The sequence below is a fragment of the Streptomyces sp. NPDC048560 genome (assembly GCF_040650955.1).
In the GTDB taxonomy this organism is placed as follows: domain Bacteria; phylum Actinomycetota; class Actinomycetes; order Streptomycetales; family Streptomycetaceae; genus Streptomyces.
Window position 1 is genome coordinate 671,206 of record NZ_JBEZIJ010000002.1, and the last position, 15,142, is coordinate 686,347.

General features: G+C 70.2%; 11 protein-coding genes. 3 read left to right on the forward strand and 8 right to left on the reverse strand.

Annotated features, from left to right (window positions below; all coding sequences use genetic code 11):
- Positions 1–5: 5 nt before the first annotated feature.
- The gene (locus tag AB0C82_RS09725) at positions 6–2,165 is read right to left on the reverse strand and encodes a RecQ family ATP-dependent DNA helicase (RefSeq protein ID WP_362838194.1); all 2,160 of its coding nucleotides are present in this window, start codon (positions 2,163–2,165) and stop codon (positions 6–8) included.
- Between the two features lie 836 nt (positions 2,166–3,001).
- Between AB0C82_RS09725 and AB0C82_RS09730 the strand changes: the two genes are divergently transcribed.
- Positions 3,002–3,643 carry a hypothetical protein gene (locus AB0C82_RS09730; RefSeq protein ID WP_362838197.1) on the forward strand — a complete coding sequence of 214 codons (642 nt, stop codon included), beginning with the start codon at positions 3,002–3,004 and terminating at the stop codon, positions 3,641–3,643.
- 54 nt (positions 3,644–3,697) lie between these two features.
- Here the strand turns inward: AB0C82_RS09730 and AB0C82_RS09735 are convergent, their stop codons facing one another.
- The 6 genes from AB0C82_RS09735 to AB0C82_RS09760 form a co-directional block, all read right to left on the reverse strand.
- Positions 3,698–4,321 carry a hypothetical protein gene (locus AB0C82_RS09735; RefSeq protein ID WP_362838429.1) on the reverse strand — a complete coding sequence of 208 codons (624 nt, stop codon included), beginning with the start codon at positions 4,319–4,321 and terminating at the stop codon, positions 3,698–3,700.
- Between the two features lie 65 nt (positions 4,322–4,386).
- Positions 4,387–5,097, reverse strand: coding sequence for a ribonuclease HII (locus tag AB0C82_RS09740; protein ID WP_362838199.1), 711 nt, complete (start codon positions 5,095–5,097; stop codon positions 4,387–4,389).
- A gap of 319 nt (positions 5,098–5,416) precedes the next feature.
- Entirely contained in the window at positions 5,417–7,309 is a 1,893-nt protein-coding gene (locus AB0C82_RS09745) for a DUF4153 domain-containing protein (RefSeq protein WP_362838201.1), read from the reverse strand.
- Between the two features lie 193 nt (positions 7,310–7,502).
- A complete protein-coding gene (locus tag AB0C82_RS09750) occupies positions 7,503–8,411 on the reverse strand; it encodes an ADP-ribosylglycohydrolase family protein (protein WP_362838204.1) in 909 nt (302 codons plus the stop codon).
- A 12-nt stretch (positions 8,412–8,423) separates the two neighbouring features.
- On the reverse strand, positions 8,424–9,083 hold the full coding sequence (locus AB0C82_RS09755; protein WP_362838206.1) for a histidine phosphatase family protein: 660 nt from the start codon (positions 9,081–9,083) through the stop codon (positions 8,424–8,426).
- Between the two features lie 660 nt (positions 9,084–9,743).
- A complete protein-coding gene (locus AB0C82_RS09760) occupies positions 9,744–10,349 on the reverse strand; it encodes a YdbC family protein (protein ID WP_362838208.1) in 606 nt (201 codons plus the stop codon).
- Positions 10,350–10,438: 89 nt separating this feature from the next.
- On the opposite strand from AB0C82_RS09760, the gene AB0C82_RS09765 reads away from it, so the two are divergent.
- Positions 10,439–11,395 carry a DUF1152 domain-containing protein gene (locus AB0C82_RS09765; RefSeq protein ID WP_362838210.1) on the forward strand — a complete coding sequence of 319 codons (957 nt, stop codon included), beginning with the start codon at positions 10,439–10,441 and terminating at the stop codon, positions 11,393–11,395.
- Positions 11,396–11,520: 125 nt separating this feature from the next.
- A complete protein-coding gene (locus tag AB0C82_RS09770; RefSeq protein WP_362838213.1) occupies positions 11,521–12,057 on the forward strand; it encodes a TerD family protein in 537 nt (178 codons plus the stop codon).
- 143 nt (positions 12,058–12,200) lie between these two features.
- Here the strand turns inward: AB0C82_RS09770 and AB0C82_RS09775 are convergent, their stop codons facing one another.
- A complete protein-coding gene (locus tag AB0C82_RS09775) occupies positions 12,201–15,107 on the reverse strand; it encodes a vitamin B12-dependent ribonucleotide reductase (protein ID WP_362838215.1) in 2,907 nt (968 codons plus the stop codon).
- Between the last annotated feature and the right edge of the window lie 35 nt (positions 15,108–15,142).

Genomic DNA, 15,142 nt, shown 5'->3' on the forward strand with positions numbered 1-15,142 from the left:
GAAGGTCAGCCCGCTGCGGCGAGAACCAGGGGAAGCACCTGTTCGCTGCCTGCCTGGCGGAGCAGCCGGGCGGCGACCGCCAGTGTCCAGCCGGAGTCGGTCGAGTCGTCCACGAGCAGGACCGGGCCGGGCGTGCCCGCCAGGGCGGCGGCGAGGTCATCAGGAACGGCGAAGGTGCCGGACAGCGCCCTGAGGCGCTGGGCGGAGTTGCTGCGGCGGGCCGCGTGCGCGCCGTTCGGCCCTGTGTAGGTGAGGGTTCCCAGGAAGGGGAGGCGGCCGATGGCCGCGATCCCCTGAGCGAGCGATCCGACCAGCTGCGGCCGGGACATGGAGGGTACGGCGACGATTCCGACCGGCCGGGCGGAGGCGTCGGGAGCCTGGGACGCCCAGCCGCCCGGTGAGCGGGCCCAGTCGGCGAGGACCGCCACGGCGGCCTGCAGGACGTCGTCCGGGACCGGCCCGTCCGGGGCGTTCTCCGCGAGCAGCGGGCGCAGGCGGTTGCCCCAGCCGATGTCCGAGAGCCGCCCGAGGGCACGCCCGGTGGAGCACTGCTCCTTGGCCGGGATGCGTCCCTTGAGCTCGATGCCCAGTGCGGGCATCCCCGTGGGCCACATCCGGCGCGGCTCGATCTCCACCCCCGGGCGGTCCAGCTCCTTCGCCGCCCCGGTCAGGGTCTCCGCCGAGACGGAGGTGTCGGCCCAGGCCCCTGCGCAGTTGTCACAGCGCCCGCAGGGAATCGCCCCCTCGTCGTCCAGCTGCCGGCGCAGGAACTCCATCCGGCACCGGGACGTGCTCACGTAGTCGCGCATGGCCTGCTGCTCGGTGGCCCGCTGCCTGGCCACCCACGCATAGCGCTCGGCCTCGTAAACCCACTCCGCTCCGGTGGCCGCCCAGCCGCCCTTCACCCGCTTGACCGCGCCGTCCACGTCGAGAACCTTCAGCATCGACTCCAGCCGGCTGCGCCGGAGGTCGACCGCCGCCTCCAGAGCCGGCACGGACAGGGGCCGTCCCGCGTCGGAGAGGGCCGCCAGGGTCTGGCGGACCTGCGGCTCCGGCGGGAAGGCGGTGTCGGCGAAGTAGCGCCAGATGGCTTCGTCCTCCTTGCCGGGCAGCAGCAGTACGTCGGCGTGGGCCACGCCTCGCCCTGCGCGCCCCACCTGCTGGTAGTAGGCGATCGGCGAGGACGGCGAGCCGAGGTGGACCACGAAGCCCAGGTCCGGCTTGTCGTAGCCCATGCCGAGGGCGGATGTCGCCACCAGCGCCTTCACCCGGTTCTCGCGGAGGTCGATCTCGGCCTGCAGCCGCTCGGCGTTCTCCGTCTTTCCCGTGTACGAGGCCACATGGAAGCCGCGCTGGCGCAGGAAGGCGGTGGCCTCCTCGGCAGCGGCGACGGTGAGGGTGTAGATGATGCCCGAGCCCTGCAGCTCGTCCAGGTGCTCGGCGAGCCAGGCCAGGCGGTGTGCGGCATCCGGCAGCTGGACGACACCGAGCCGCAGACTCTCCCGGTCGAGCGGACCCCGGAGCACCAGCGCCTCCCCGGCCCCGGTGCCCAGCTGCTCCGCCACATCCGCGGTGACCCGGGCGTTGGCGGTCGCGGTGGTGGCCAGTACCGGAACCCCTTCGGGAAGCTCGGCCAGCATCGCCCGCAGCCGCCGGTAGTCGGGGCGGAAGTCATGTCCCCAGTCGGAGATGCAGTGCGCCTCGTCGACCACCAGGAGGCCGGTGGTGGCCGCGAGCTTGGGCAGCACCTGATCGCGGAAGTCCACCGAGTTCAGACGCTCCGGGCTCACGAGGAGCACATCGGTCTCACCGCGCTCGACCTCCCCGTAGATCGTCTCCCACTCCTCCGGGTTGGCCGAGTTGATGGTGCGCGCCTGGATACCGGCTCGCGCCGCCGACTCGACCTGGTTGCGCATCAGTGCCAGCAGCGGCGAGATGATCACCGTGGGGCCCGAGCCACGCCTGCGCAGCAGGGCGGTGGCCACGAAGTACACCGCGGACTTGCCCCAGCCGGTGCGCTGCACCACCAGCGCGCGGCGACGCTCCTGCACCAGGGCCGCCACCGCCTGCCACTGGTCCTCCCGCAGCCGGGCCGAGCCCCCGGGGTCACCGACGAGCTCAGCGAGGATGGCGTCGGCTTCGGAGCGGAGTTCCAGGTTGTCCATACCCCCATGCAACCTGATGCCACTGACAATCGGCGACTTCACCCCGCGTGACACCACCCTCACTGGCGAGCGAGGTGACCCGTCGTGCGCCGGTGCGACCGGTACGAGGGAAGAATGGGTGCCATGACGACATGCGCGAAATGCGGCGGGCAGAAGCGGCGTTGGCCTCGTTCGTGTGCACGGTGCCGCAGTGGGTCCGACCGGGCGGAAGCGACCGCGGAAGCCGGTGAGCTGGCCGCGGAAATGGGCGCGCTCGCCTGGATCGGTCGGGGGATCGCGGGCGGGCTACGGCTCCTGCTGCGCACTTTCGACTGACCGAGGGCGGTCGGAACGCCACGAGAGCACCCCGGCCGCCTCACGACGAGCCGAGTACCAGTGCCCTCGCCGGTCGTCGCGTCAGCGGTCAGCGGTCAGGGAGCGGGCGCCGCGGCCCATGCCGGCGGCGCCCGCGGCGAGAGGGTGACGTCAGCCTCGTGGGCCGGCCCGTACGCCCTCGTACGCCCGCTCCGGGGCTCTCGCCGACCCTCCGGCACACGGTGAACACGCACCGCTACGAGGCCCGGCCCAGCAGAGCGGGCCACATGGCGTGTTTCCGCTGGTCCTCGCCGTTCGGACGGGGCTGAGGGAGTCGCATGGGCACACTCTGGGCAGGGATATCAGTGTCATTCCGGTTGATTCCCGTCAGCCGAGCCAATTGCTCGTTGCCGCCTGCCGGTACGCCAGGAAGAATTGGAGTCGCTCCCCGCACGGTCTTTTTCGCGGCCCGGATGGGCCGTGCAGCGGCGCGCCCCCACCCGACCCTGCCCGCGCCGTGGGCGCGTAGCGAAGGGAGGATCGTGACCTTCGGATTCGCTCCGTCCCAAGCCTCTTCGATGCCAACGTCCTCGGCGTCCGCAGGCTCCGTCAACAGCCTTGCCAGGACGCTGGAACCAGCCGAGTGGGCCTCTGCGGGCATACCCCTGCTGCGGAGCCCACGTGAGGTGGTCAGTGGCCTGCACGCCCGCCACAGGCCGACTCCGGCGACCGCTGTCGTAGCCGTCCTCGACCACGAGGAACGGCTCACTGCCAGCGCCTCGTTCGCCCGCCGGACGAGTGTGGCCGCCGACGGCTGGGAGTTCCGCAACGCCCTGCTGGCCCAACTGCGCCGGGTCCTTCCGCACGACCTGCGCCGCCGCACTCCCATCCGTACAGCGGTGCTGCTCTACTGCCGCGAGGGCGACGAGCGTTGGACGGAGGAGGACGGTGCGTGGATGTGGGGACTACGGGACGCCTGCACGCTTCACGGGCTGAGGTGCGGCGCGTACATCACGCTGACCCGGGGAGGGTGGCAGGTGCTCGGCGAGGGCCGGGGCGGGCGTCGGCCCAGTTCCGTGTCGCCCGCCTCGAAGCTCTCCGAGACGTACGTGGATCTCGACCCGGCCCCGCAGCGCACCGGCGGCGGGGCGGTGGACGCCCTGCGACGGACCGCCGCCCGCTGAGACGCGCAAGGTCCCGGCCACCCCTTCGGGCGGCCGGGACCTGAGGCGTACGGCTCAGACCCCCGCGCCCAGCACGGAGTTGATCTTCTGCGGGTCTCCGCACACGATCAGCAGCGCGCCGGCGCGGTCGCGCGCCACGGGCAGCGCCCGTGCGGTGGCGTCGTCGATGTCTCCGTTGACCGCGACCACGACCACCGGGCGGGACGCCGCACGGCCGGCCGCCGCGAGGTGAGCGAAGAAGACGTCGTCGCCGGCGTCGTGCTGCGCCCAGTAGGCGGCTTCTCCGAAGGAGATCTCGTGCGCCGTCCAGGGATGCACCTCACCCGTGGTGAGGACCAGGATGTCGCCCGGCGCGCGTCCCGAGTCGAGCAGCAGGTCGACTGCCTCGTCGGCCGCGTCGAGTGCGCCGCCGGCCGACGCCGGGATCAGCTGGAGCTGCGGCGCGGAACGATTCTCCGGCCGGGCCGGGCGCGCGGCGGGAGCAGCAGCGGTGGACGTGGGCTGCGGGCGCTGCGCCGGGGGCGCGGGCCGCACGGGGCCGGGGCCCGGACGCCCGGGACGCGGCGTGGCCGCGGAACGCGGACCTGGTACGGGACGTGGGGTCGGCGCGGTGCGGCCGGTGGCCTGCGTGACGCGGGGACCCTGGGCACTCTCGTGAATCTGAGGCTCCTCGGGGATGAGGCGGGAATGTGACGTTCGAGCGCCGACGCTTCGGGCGTCGGCTGGTGGTTACGCGTGCGCGATCAGAAGTCGAAGCCGAGCTGGCCCCCGCTTTCCAGTGCAGCCGCCTCGGCGGAGAATCGGACCTTCTTCAGGTGCTGCCACCTGGGCAACGCATCAAGATAGGACCAGGAGAGGCGGTGATGGGGCGTGGGCCCCCGCTCCTCCAGTGCGGCCCTGTGTACCGGTGACGGGTATCCCGCGTTGGCGCCGAAGGCGAAGTCCGTGTACTCACCGGAATCCGCGCCCAGTTCGGCCATCATCGTGTCCCGGCGGACCTTCGCGATCACCGAAGCGGCCGCCACGGCGATACAGGACTGGTCGCCCTTGATCACGGTGCGTACCTGCCAGGGATCTCCGAGGTAGTCGTGCTTGCCGTCGAGAATCACCGCGTCCGGCCGGACGGGCAGGCCGTCGAGCGCCCTCACCGCCGCCAGCCGGAGCGCCGCCGTCATGCCGAGGTCGTCGATCTCCTGCGGCGAGGCGTGTCCCAGCCCGTAGGCCGTCACCCAGCTCTCCAGCAGCGGAGCCAGTTCGGCACGTCGCTTGGGACTGATCAGCTTCGAGTCCGTGAGCCCTTCCGGGGGTCGGCGAAGCCCGGTGACGGCGGCGCAGACGGTGACGGGACCGGCCCACGCTCCGCGTCCGACCTCGTCGACACCGGCGACGGTCCTGGCACCGGTGGTAGCGCGCAGTGAGCGCTCGACGGTGTGCGTGGGTGGTTCGTACGGCATGGCGCCAGCAAGCGTACGCCGATGACCACGCCAAGAACACCCCGGGGCACCCGGTCTCCCGCGACTCCTTCGCGCGCCGCTGCCCGCCACGCGTCCGACGTGCGTCCACCGCGCCTCCGGCGTACGTCCACGGCGCTTTTGCCCTGCGGTCCGTCGCACGTCCTCGTACGCCAGTTCCTCACGCCCGCGAAGGGCGCCGCACGAGGCAGGGGCGTCATCCAGCCCGCTCGGTGCGAGCCGGAGGCAGGTGGGTGGTTCGCGCACGGGAACGGTCGGCGGGTCGGTACAGCAATGCTGTACCGACCCGCCGGCCAGTGCGTCAGTACGGGTCGTACGGGTCGTAGAACTCCCCGTCCACACCGTCCCGTTCGCCCTCGCGCTCGCTGCCCGTCCCGTAGCGTCCCGCCCTCCCGCAGTCTTCCGCACGCTCCAGCGCGGTGCGCTCCGCAAGGATGTCGCGGGCGCGCGCGACGCCCCAACTGGAGGCGTACCAGGGCTCGTCCGAGCGGTCCAGATCGCGCTCGATACGAGCGAGCGCGCAGGAACGCAGCGGCTCCGGCAGCTTGTCCAGAGCCGGTACGGCGTCGGCGGAGAGCGTCTTCAGATAGTCGATGTCGATGGACTTCTTGTCCTCGTACCGCTGGACGTTCTGCTCCGCGATCAGCGCGTCCGGCGAGACGAGACCGAAGGCGAGGACGCCGACCGCCGCGCTCACGGCAACGGCGCGCGGCAGCAGCCGCGCGCCGAACACGCCCGCGGCGATGATCAGGACCAGCACCACACCGAGCCAGAGTTCCATGGCCGCGACAGAGATCCGCAGCCTGGTCAGGCCGTACGCGTCCACGTACAGGTCCATGCGGCGCAGCGCCGATGCGACGACCACGAGGGTGAGTACGCACAGGGCGCCCAGCACACCGCGTACCAGCGTCCGGTCCCTGGGCCCGCCGCGTGGTGCCCAGCGCAGGGCGAGGGCGATGACGAGAAGCGTGAGCAGAGTGGCCCACAGCAACTGCCAGAAGCCCTGGCGCGCGTACTCCGCGTAGGAGAGGTCGGTCTCCGCCAGCACCTTGTCGTATCCGCCGAACAGGACGGCGAGCTGGAGTGCGATGAACGCCGCGAAGAGCAGGTTGAGGACGATCAGCGGAAGCGCCCACTCCACCCTCCCCCTGGCCGGACCGGGCGTGATGGTCACCTTGTCCCACCGGGCCGGAGCGGCAGCGGTGTACGCCGCGGCGAGCGCGCCCACCACACCCAGCAGGAACAGGAAGACCCGCCATGGGCCGTCCTCGATCGACACATCGGGTACGAGGTTGCCCAGCAGGTCGGCGAAGGCCGCGTCGGCTCCGGCGAAGAGCGTGCCGAACACGATGAGCAGCACCACGGCCACCGCCGTGGTGCGGACGACCACGCCCCAGCGCTCGCGCGAGACCTCCGCCTGGGACCGCAGCCCCTGCCATCCCCACCGCAGGCCGGGAACGGCCGAGCCGACCAGTCCCAGCGAACCCAGGAAGATGCCCAGCCAGCTGCGGCTGCCGTGCAGTGCCAGGGAGCCCAGCGCGAGAGCGGACACCACGGCGAGGAAGGTCGGCCAGCCGGCGTCGCGGAGCGCCGGCACCGCGAGCAGCGCCAGACCTCCGACCGCCCAGGTGAGCGTCCACGGGCGCGGCCTCCGGCCGGCGTACAGCGCGGCGAAGAAGGCAGCGAGAGCGGCCGGCACGGCCACGATCAGGAGGTTCGGGCCCAGGCCCTCGCCCAGCAGGACGGCGCTGAGGAGCCCGGTGGCGAGGACGGACCAGAGCGTGCCCGCCGGTATACGAATCGAGGGAGCCGGATGCAGCCCGGAACGCACACCCGGGGGCCGTACCCCCTGGTGCCATGGGTTGGCCTGCTGCCGCTGTCCCGGAACGGGGCCGGCGGGCTCCCCCACCGCGCGTGCGCGGGCAGCGCCCGGCGCGGAGGATGGCGCGCCCTGGGCATCCGTACGCGGAGCCGCCGCCTGGTGCTCAGGAGCGGCGCCCCCGGCTTCAGGAACCGCACTCACCTCTGACGCACCGCTCGCATCGGGCGTACCACCAGGAGCGGGCGCACCGCTCGACTCTGCTGCTCCGCGAGGAGCGGACACCTTGGACGGTGCGGGTGACGTCGACGTGTCGGGTGACGCGGACGCGTCGGGTCGGCGCGACGCCTCGGACGGTTGATCGGACTCGGACATGGGACCCCTCCCCGCCGGGCCCGCTCGCACGGCCAGCAGGCGCACGATCGCCCCGGCGTCTCGTTCGGCGCCATGCCACTACAAGATCAACGAGTGGCGGCGTGGCCGAAAGAGTATTCCCCTCGCGGTCCATCCAGCAGCCGTGGACCGCGCTGTGGCAGGACCGTGACAGTGGGCTCGGCCGGGCGGGTCGTCAGCCGCGCGCGACCGCGATCCACGGCGGCGGCTCTTCCGTCTGCGCCAGCCAGTCGGCGGGCGGCGCCCCCGCCGGGCCGGCCGCCACCACACCTCCGACGATGGCGCAGGTCGTGTCGACGTCACCACCCACCTGGGCCGTCACCCAGAACGCCTGCTCGAAATCACCGAGGCTCCGCGCAGCCGACCACAGGGCGAACGGAACGGTGTCATGTGCACTCGTGCGGCGCCCGTTTCCGAGAACGGCTGCCACCGTCCCCGCGTCCCGGTAGTCGAGCATGTCCCGGGCCCGGCGCAGCCCCGCGCCGACCGCGCTGCGCGGTACGAGGGCGATGACGCCGTCGAGAAGATCACCGGGCGTCGGCGGGCCCCCCGGGGCTGCGGCCAGCGAGGCTGCTGCGGCCACCGCCATCGCGCCGACGACGGCCTCCCGGTGCTGGTGCGTCGTGTACGAGGAGATCTCGGCCTGGTGGACGGCCTGCTCCGGGTCGTCCGCGTACCAGGCCCCGAGCGGCGCGATCCGCATGGCGGAGCCGTTGCCCCAGGAGCCCTGCCCGTTGAAGAGCGCGGACGCCAGCTCACGCCAGTCGCCACCCTCCCGGACCAGTCTGAGCAGCCGGTTCACGGCGGGGCCGTAGCCCCGGTCGAAATCGTGGTGCCGGGCGAAGGAGTGAGCGAGCGCGTCCTGGTCGATCCGGCCGTGCGCGGCGAGCACGGCGAGAACCGAGGAAGCCATCTCGGTGTCATCGGTCCACTGCCACGGGCCGGGCGGCAGGGCGCGCCTTTTGAGCAGCGGATAGTTGACGGGGACGAAGAACTGGGAGCCCAGCGCGTCGCCCACGGACAGCCCACGCAGGCTGGCCAGTGCGCGTTCGAAGCGCCGGTCGGAAGCAGAATCAGCGGTCATCGCTCTGCCACTCTATCCGGTGATGCCGTACGGCTCCGGGGTGCGCCAGTGCTCGAACGGCTGGTCAAGCACGTAGCGGCCGTCCTCGCCCAGCGTCAGCGTCCGGGTCTCCCCGTTGCCGGGGTTGGACAGCGACTCGAATTCCGCCACGGACCAGTGGAACCAGCGCATACAGAACAACCGCATGGTCAGCCCGTGCGTGACCAGCAGGACGTTCTCCGGGTGGCTGGGTTCCTCGAAGCTCCGGAACAGGCTCTCGAGGAACGCCCCCACCCGGTCGTACACATCGGCCCCGGACTCACCCTGGGCGAAGCGGTAGAAGAAGTGGCCGTACGCGTCCCGGTACGCCTTCTGCAGACGTACGTCGTCCGGGTCCTGCCAGTTCCCCCAGTCCTGCTCGCGCAGTCTGGGCTCTTCGCGCACCCGCACCTTGTCGGGGTCGAGACCGAAGGACCTGAACGTCTCGTGAGTCCGGCGGTAGGGCGAGACGTAGACGCTGACCCGCTCCCCCTCGAACAGCTCGCGCAGCCGGACGCCCGTCTCCTCGGCCTGCCGCGTTCCCTCGGCCGTGAGTCTCAGCGCGTGGTCGGGCTCCCGCTCGTACACGGTGTCGTCGGCGTTGCCTTCGGACTCACCGTGCCGGACGAGGACGATGCGCTGCGGTCGTGCCATGTCATGACACTAGGCCCCGGGCGACTGGCGCGAGCAGTCGTCCGGACTCCATCCGGCATATGTGACCAACGAAACGGCCGGCGGAGAAGCCAGTAGCGGGAGAGCACCACGAGCGCGCCCGGCCCGTGGGAAACGCCCTCCCCCGGCTCCTGGACCGGCCTCCCGCCCGGTCGTACGCCATCGTCCTGTTGCCCGTGATGGCTGCCCGGGTGCGAGGTCATGAGCGGTGGTCGCGACGTACTCCCGAAGCCGGGAAGCCCTCCGCCCACCGGGCGTACACCTGCTCCCGTCGGATCCGTGCCGCCTTCCGTTCCGGCCACGAAGCCCGCGTATCCCCCGCCGTACCGAAAGATCGTCCTGCGGTCGGCGCCGAGCTCCAGGACGGCCGAGGTGACCACTCCAGGAAGCCCTGTCGTGCGAGTCGGCCACCCACCCGTGCCGGGGTGGGCGCTCAGGGCTCCTTCCGGCCATTCCGGAGCACCTTCGTCGAGATGGTTGGCGGGCCCGTCCAGCAGGATCACCTCCGGGGCCGCCGCGATCAGGCAAGCGATCCCATGCGGTCCGCGGCTCCCCGCCCAGGACGCTTCCGAGGGTCCGATAGCGAGCGAGGGCCGCGCATCGGCCGTACCCGGATCCGCCGAAGGAACCGACGTCAGCCGGTCATACCGTCCACAGCGGCTGGATCTCCACCACGTCCCCGGTCAGCTCCGCCACATCCGTCTCCGTCTGCGCACGGACCGAGAGCCGTTCCACGCCCTGCGGCCGGTACTTGCCGCGCTCGGCGCTCGACTGCCACATCGACAGCACAAGGAACTCGTGCCCCGGCGCTTCCCCGAACATCCCGCGCAGCATCCCCGGCGATCCCGCCATCGCCGGATTCCACACCTGTCGCTGCATCAACGAGAAGTGCTCCCCACGGTCCTCGTGCACCCGGCTGTGAGCCACCCTGACGACATCCGCGTCGGTGAAGTGCGGTTCGAAGCCGGTCTTCACGTCGAAGCGGTACTCGAAGAGCTTCACCTGCATGTCCCGGTACATGCCGGACTGCGCCCCGGCCAGCCGGTCGTGACCACGCGCCATGAAGGAGTCGTAGAAGACGCGGTTCTCCCAGAACGCGAAGACATGAGCCACATCCGGCTCCGCCCGGCTCCATCCCCCGCTCTGTCCCCTGAACCCCGGCTCACCCAGCAGCCCCGCCCACTTCCGCTGCCCCCGCTCGAACCCATGACGGTCCACCACGGTGCAGCGAATCCACTTCACCAGCACCGCGCCATCGTACGGCGCCGGACGTGGCGCGGGTCACGCTACGACGGACTCCGCCCGGAGCAATCCCCTCCCGCCGCAGAATGATCAACATGACTGCGCTGCAAGCCAATCCACTGTTCGCCCGGCTCGAATCCGCCGAGCGCGTTCTCGTCGCCGGCGCCGGCGGCGGATTCGACATCTACGCGGGACTCCCCGTGGCCCTCTCCCTGATGCACCAGGGAAAGGACGTCCGACTCGCCAATCTCTCGTTCAGCGCGGTCGAGGGGCTTCCGCTCGAATCCTGGCTCGCGCCCGATGTCGCCACCATCGGACCGCGAAGCGCGCTCCACCAGGCGTACTTCCCGGAACGCACCCTCGCCCAGTGGCTCGAACTGCACGGTTATCCCAGCACGGTTCACGCGTTCCCACGTGTCGGTGTGCAGCCGCTCCGCGCCGCCTACCGGGCGCTGATCGACGCCTACGACATCGACGCCGTGGTGCTCGTCGACGGCGGCACCGACATCCTGATGCGAGGCGACGAGTCGGGACTCGGAACTCCTGAGGAGGACCTGACCAGCGTCGCCGCGCTGGCGGGCATCGACGTCCCGGAGCGCCTGGTCGTGTCCATCGGGTTCGGGGTCGACGCCTATCACGGAGTGAGCCACGGCCTCGTCCTGGAGAACATCGCCGCCCTGGAACGCGCGGGTGCCTACCTGGGCGCGTTCTCCGTGCCTCGCGCGACCCGTGAGGGCGCGCTCTTCGTCGACGCCGTGGCCCACGCCCAGCAGAACACGCCCGAACACCCCAGCATCGTCAACGGTTCGATAGGCGCGGCCGTCCGAGGTGCCTTCGGGGACGTCCAGTTCACCTCGCGCACCCGTGGGAGCGAGCTGTTCGTCAACCCGTTGATGTCGCTCTGCTTCGCCTTCGAACTGGAGGGCCTGGCCAGGCAGTGCCTCTATCTCGACCGCATAGAGAACACCCACCTCATGCGCCAGGTCAGCACAGAGATCGAGTTGTTCCGGGAGGAGGTCGTGCAGCGGCCTCCGCGCCGCATCCCGCACTGAGCGCCCTCTCCGCGACCATGGCCCGATTGCGCCGCCGACCGCCAAGGCGGTTGGATTCACGGACAGTTACGGTCATGATCTGGCGGTGAGAGAGTCCGCCGGGCCGGCGCGAGGAGGGAAGTCCGATGAGCACTCCCAATAAGGACATCGACAAGGTTGAAGTGAGGCTCAAGTGGGATCCCAGCACAGCGGGCGAGCCGGCACATGACCTGGACATAATCGCCGCGCCGTACACAACGGACGATCTGTACGGAGGCCCCGCCTACCTGGTGCACTTCGACAGCCGCTCACCGGACGGCACGATCACGCTCAACCGGGACAGCAGGACCGGTCAGGGGCTCGGATTCGACGAGATCATGACGCTCGAACTGGACCGGCTGGCCGAGACGTACGGCCGGGTGATCATCGGGGTCGCGATCCAGCAGCGGGACGGCCGGAGGACCTTCGGCGACATACAGCGCACCGGTGTGCAGATCCGCGAGGGGTACACGAACCTCTCGGAGAGCGACTTCTCGGAGGTGTCGGGGGCCACTGCGGCGGTGGTCGCGGAGTTCACCCGGGACAGCTCGGGTGTCTGGGCGTTCCACCCTCAGGTGCGCGGCTTCGACGGTGACCCGGACGAGTTCGCCGCTGCCATGGGGCACCGCCCCCCGGGCTCCTGAGCTGATTCCTGTACGGCTTCCTGTGCTTCCGGCGTGCCGCGCGGACGCCGGAACCCGTCCGGCAACCGCTCAGGGCGGTGGCGCCGAACAATCGGCGCCACCGCCCTGAGCAGGTGTTCTACGCCCGGATCGGGCGTCCTGGATCAGCTGCAGCCGCTGGTCGAGCCGCAGCCCTCGCAGATGTAGCAGGAACCGGCGCGCTGCATCTTCGTACCGCAGGAGAAGCAGAGCGGCGCGTCCGCGCTGATGCCGAGCTGCATCTCGACCAGCTCGGCCGAGGTGTGGGCCGTCTTCGGAGCCGGCGCCTCAGCCACCGCCTGCGGGGCCGCGACCGCCTTCAGGGGCTCCGCCTGAAGCGGAGCCGACTGGGCGAGACTCTCGGTGTCCAGCCCCTCCTCCTCGAACGACGGCTCGTACGAACCGGTGTCGAGGTGACGCTGACGCTCGTCGGCCGAGTGGATACCGAGCGCGGAACGCGTCTCGAACGGCAGGAAGTCCAGCGCCAGGCGACGGAAGATGTAGTCGACGATCGACTGCGCCATCCGCACGTCCGGGTCGTCCGTCATGCCGGCCGGCTCGAAGCGCATGTTGGTGAACTTCGAGACGTACGTCTCCAGCGGCACGCCGTACTGGAGGCCGACCGAGACCGCGATCGAGAAGGCGTCCATCATGCCCGCGAGGGTCGAACCCTGCTTGGACATCTTCAGGAAGACCTCACCGAGACCGTCGTCCGGGTAGGAGTTCGCGGTCATGTAACCCTCCGCGCCACCGACCGTGAAGGAGGTGGTGATGCCCGGACGGCCCTTGGGCAGGCGCTTGCGGACCGGACGGTACTCGACGACCTTCTCCACCGCGGTGCGGATGGTGTCCTCGGTCTTCGCGGTGATCGCGTCCTTCTTCTCCTCCCACTTCTTCGTGGAGAGGGGCTGGCCGACCTTGCAGTTGTCGCGGTAGATCGCGAGCGCCTTGACGCCCATCTTCCACGCCTCGAAGTAGACCTCTTCGACGTCCTCGACGGTGGCCGTCTCCGGCAGGTTCACCGTCTTGGAGAGCGCGCCGGAGATCCACGGCTGGATGGCCGCCATCATCCGGACGTGGCCCATGGCGGAGATGGAACGCTCGCCCATCGCGCAGTCGAAGACCTCGTAGTGCTCGGGCTTGAGGCCCGGGGCGTCGATCACGTTGCCGTTCTCGGCGATGTGCGCGACGACCGCCTCGATCTGCTCCGGCTGGTAGCCGAGGCGACGCAGCGCCTGCGGGACCGTGCCGTTGACGATCTGCATCGAGCCGCCGCCGACGAGCTTCTTGAACTTGACCAGGGCGAGGTCGGGCTCGAGGCCGGTGGTGTCGCAGGACATCGCGAGACCGATGGTGCCGGTGGGAGCGATGACCGAGGCCTGCGCGTTCCGGAAACCGTTCTTCGCGCCGAGCCGGATCACGTCCTGCCAGGCCTCCGTGGCGGCGGCCCAGATCGGCGAGTCCAGGTCGTCCACGTGCACGGCGACGGCGTTCGCGTCGGAGTGCTGCTTCATGACGCGCTGGTGCGGCTCCGCGTTGCGGGCGTAGCCGTCGTACGCGCCGACGACCGCGGCGAGCTCGGCGGAGCGCTTGTACGAGGTACCGGTCATCAGCGACGTGATGGCGCCGGCGAGCGCGCGACCCCCGTCACTGTCGTAGGCGTGGCCGGTCGCCATCAGCAGGGCGCCGAGGTTGGCGTAACCGATGCCCAGCTGACGGTAGGCGCGGGTGTTCTCGCCGATCTTCTGCGTCGGGAAGTCCGCGAAGCAGATCGAGATGTCCATCGCGGTGATGACCAGCTCGACGACCTTGGAGAAGCGCTCGGACTCGAAGGACTGGCGGCCCTCGCCGTCGTCCTTGAGGAACTTCATCAGGTTCAGCGAGGCCAGGTTGCACGAGGTGTTGTCCAGGTGCATGTACTCGCTGCAGGGGTTCGAGCCGTTGATCCGGCCGGACTCCGGGCAGGTGTGCCAGTGGTTGATGGTGTCGTCGTACTGGATGCCGGGGTCGGCACAGGCCCAGGCCGCCTCGGCCATCTTGCGGAAGAGGGACTTGGCCTCGACCTCTTCGATGACCTCACCGGTCATCCGGGCGCGGAGACCGAACTTCCCGCCGGACTCGACGGCCTTCATGAACTCGTCGTTCACGCGGACCGAGTTGTTGGCGTTCTGGTACTGGACGGACGTGATGTCGTCGCCGCCCAGGTCCATGTCGAAGCCCGCGTCGCGCAGGGCGCGGATCTTCTCCTCCTCCTTGACCTTGGTCTCGATGAAGTTCTCGATGTCGGGGTGGTCGACGTCGAGAATGACCATCTTGGCCGCACGGCGGGTCGCCCCACCGGACTTGATCGTTCCGGCGGAAGCGTCGGCGCCCCGCATGAAGGAGACCGGGCCGGAGGCGTTGCCGCCGGAGGAGAGCAGCTCCTTGGAGGAGCGGATACGGGAGAGGTTCAGGCCGGCACCGGAGCCGCCCTTGAAGATCATGCCCTCTTCCTTGTACCAGTCGAGGATCGACTCCATGGAGTCGTCGACGGCCAGGATGAAGCACGCGGAGACCTGCTGCGGCTGGGGCGTTCCGACGTTGAACCAGACCGGCGAGTTGAAGCTGAAGATCTGGTGCAGGAGGGCGTAGGCCAGCTCGTGCTCGAAGATCTCGGCGTCAGCGGGAGAGGTGAAGTAGTTGTAGTCCTCACCGGCCTTCCGGTACGTCTTGACGATCCGGTCGATGAGCTGCCGCAGACCGGTCTCGCGCTGCGGGGTGCCGACGGCGCCCCGGAAGTACTTGCTGGTGACGATGTTGACCGCGTTCACCGACCAGAAGTCGGGGAACTCGACGCCACGCTGCTCGAAGTTGATCGAGCCGTCGCGCCAATTGGTCATGACGACGTCCCGGCGCGCCCACGCCACCTCGTCGTACGGATGCACGCCGGGGGTGGTGTGAATGCGCTCGATACGCAGACCCTGCCGATTCGCAGTCGACTTGGTGCCCTTGGTGCGGGAACCTCGTGCCGGGCCGCTCGCCGTCTCTGTCATGCCGCCTCCCATATGTGGGCAAAAACGCCCTGAAG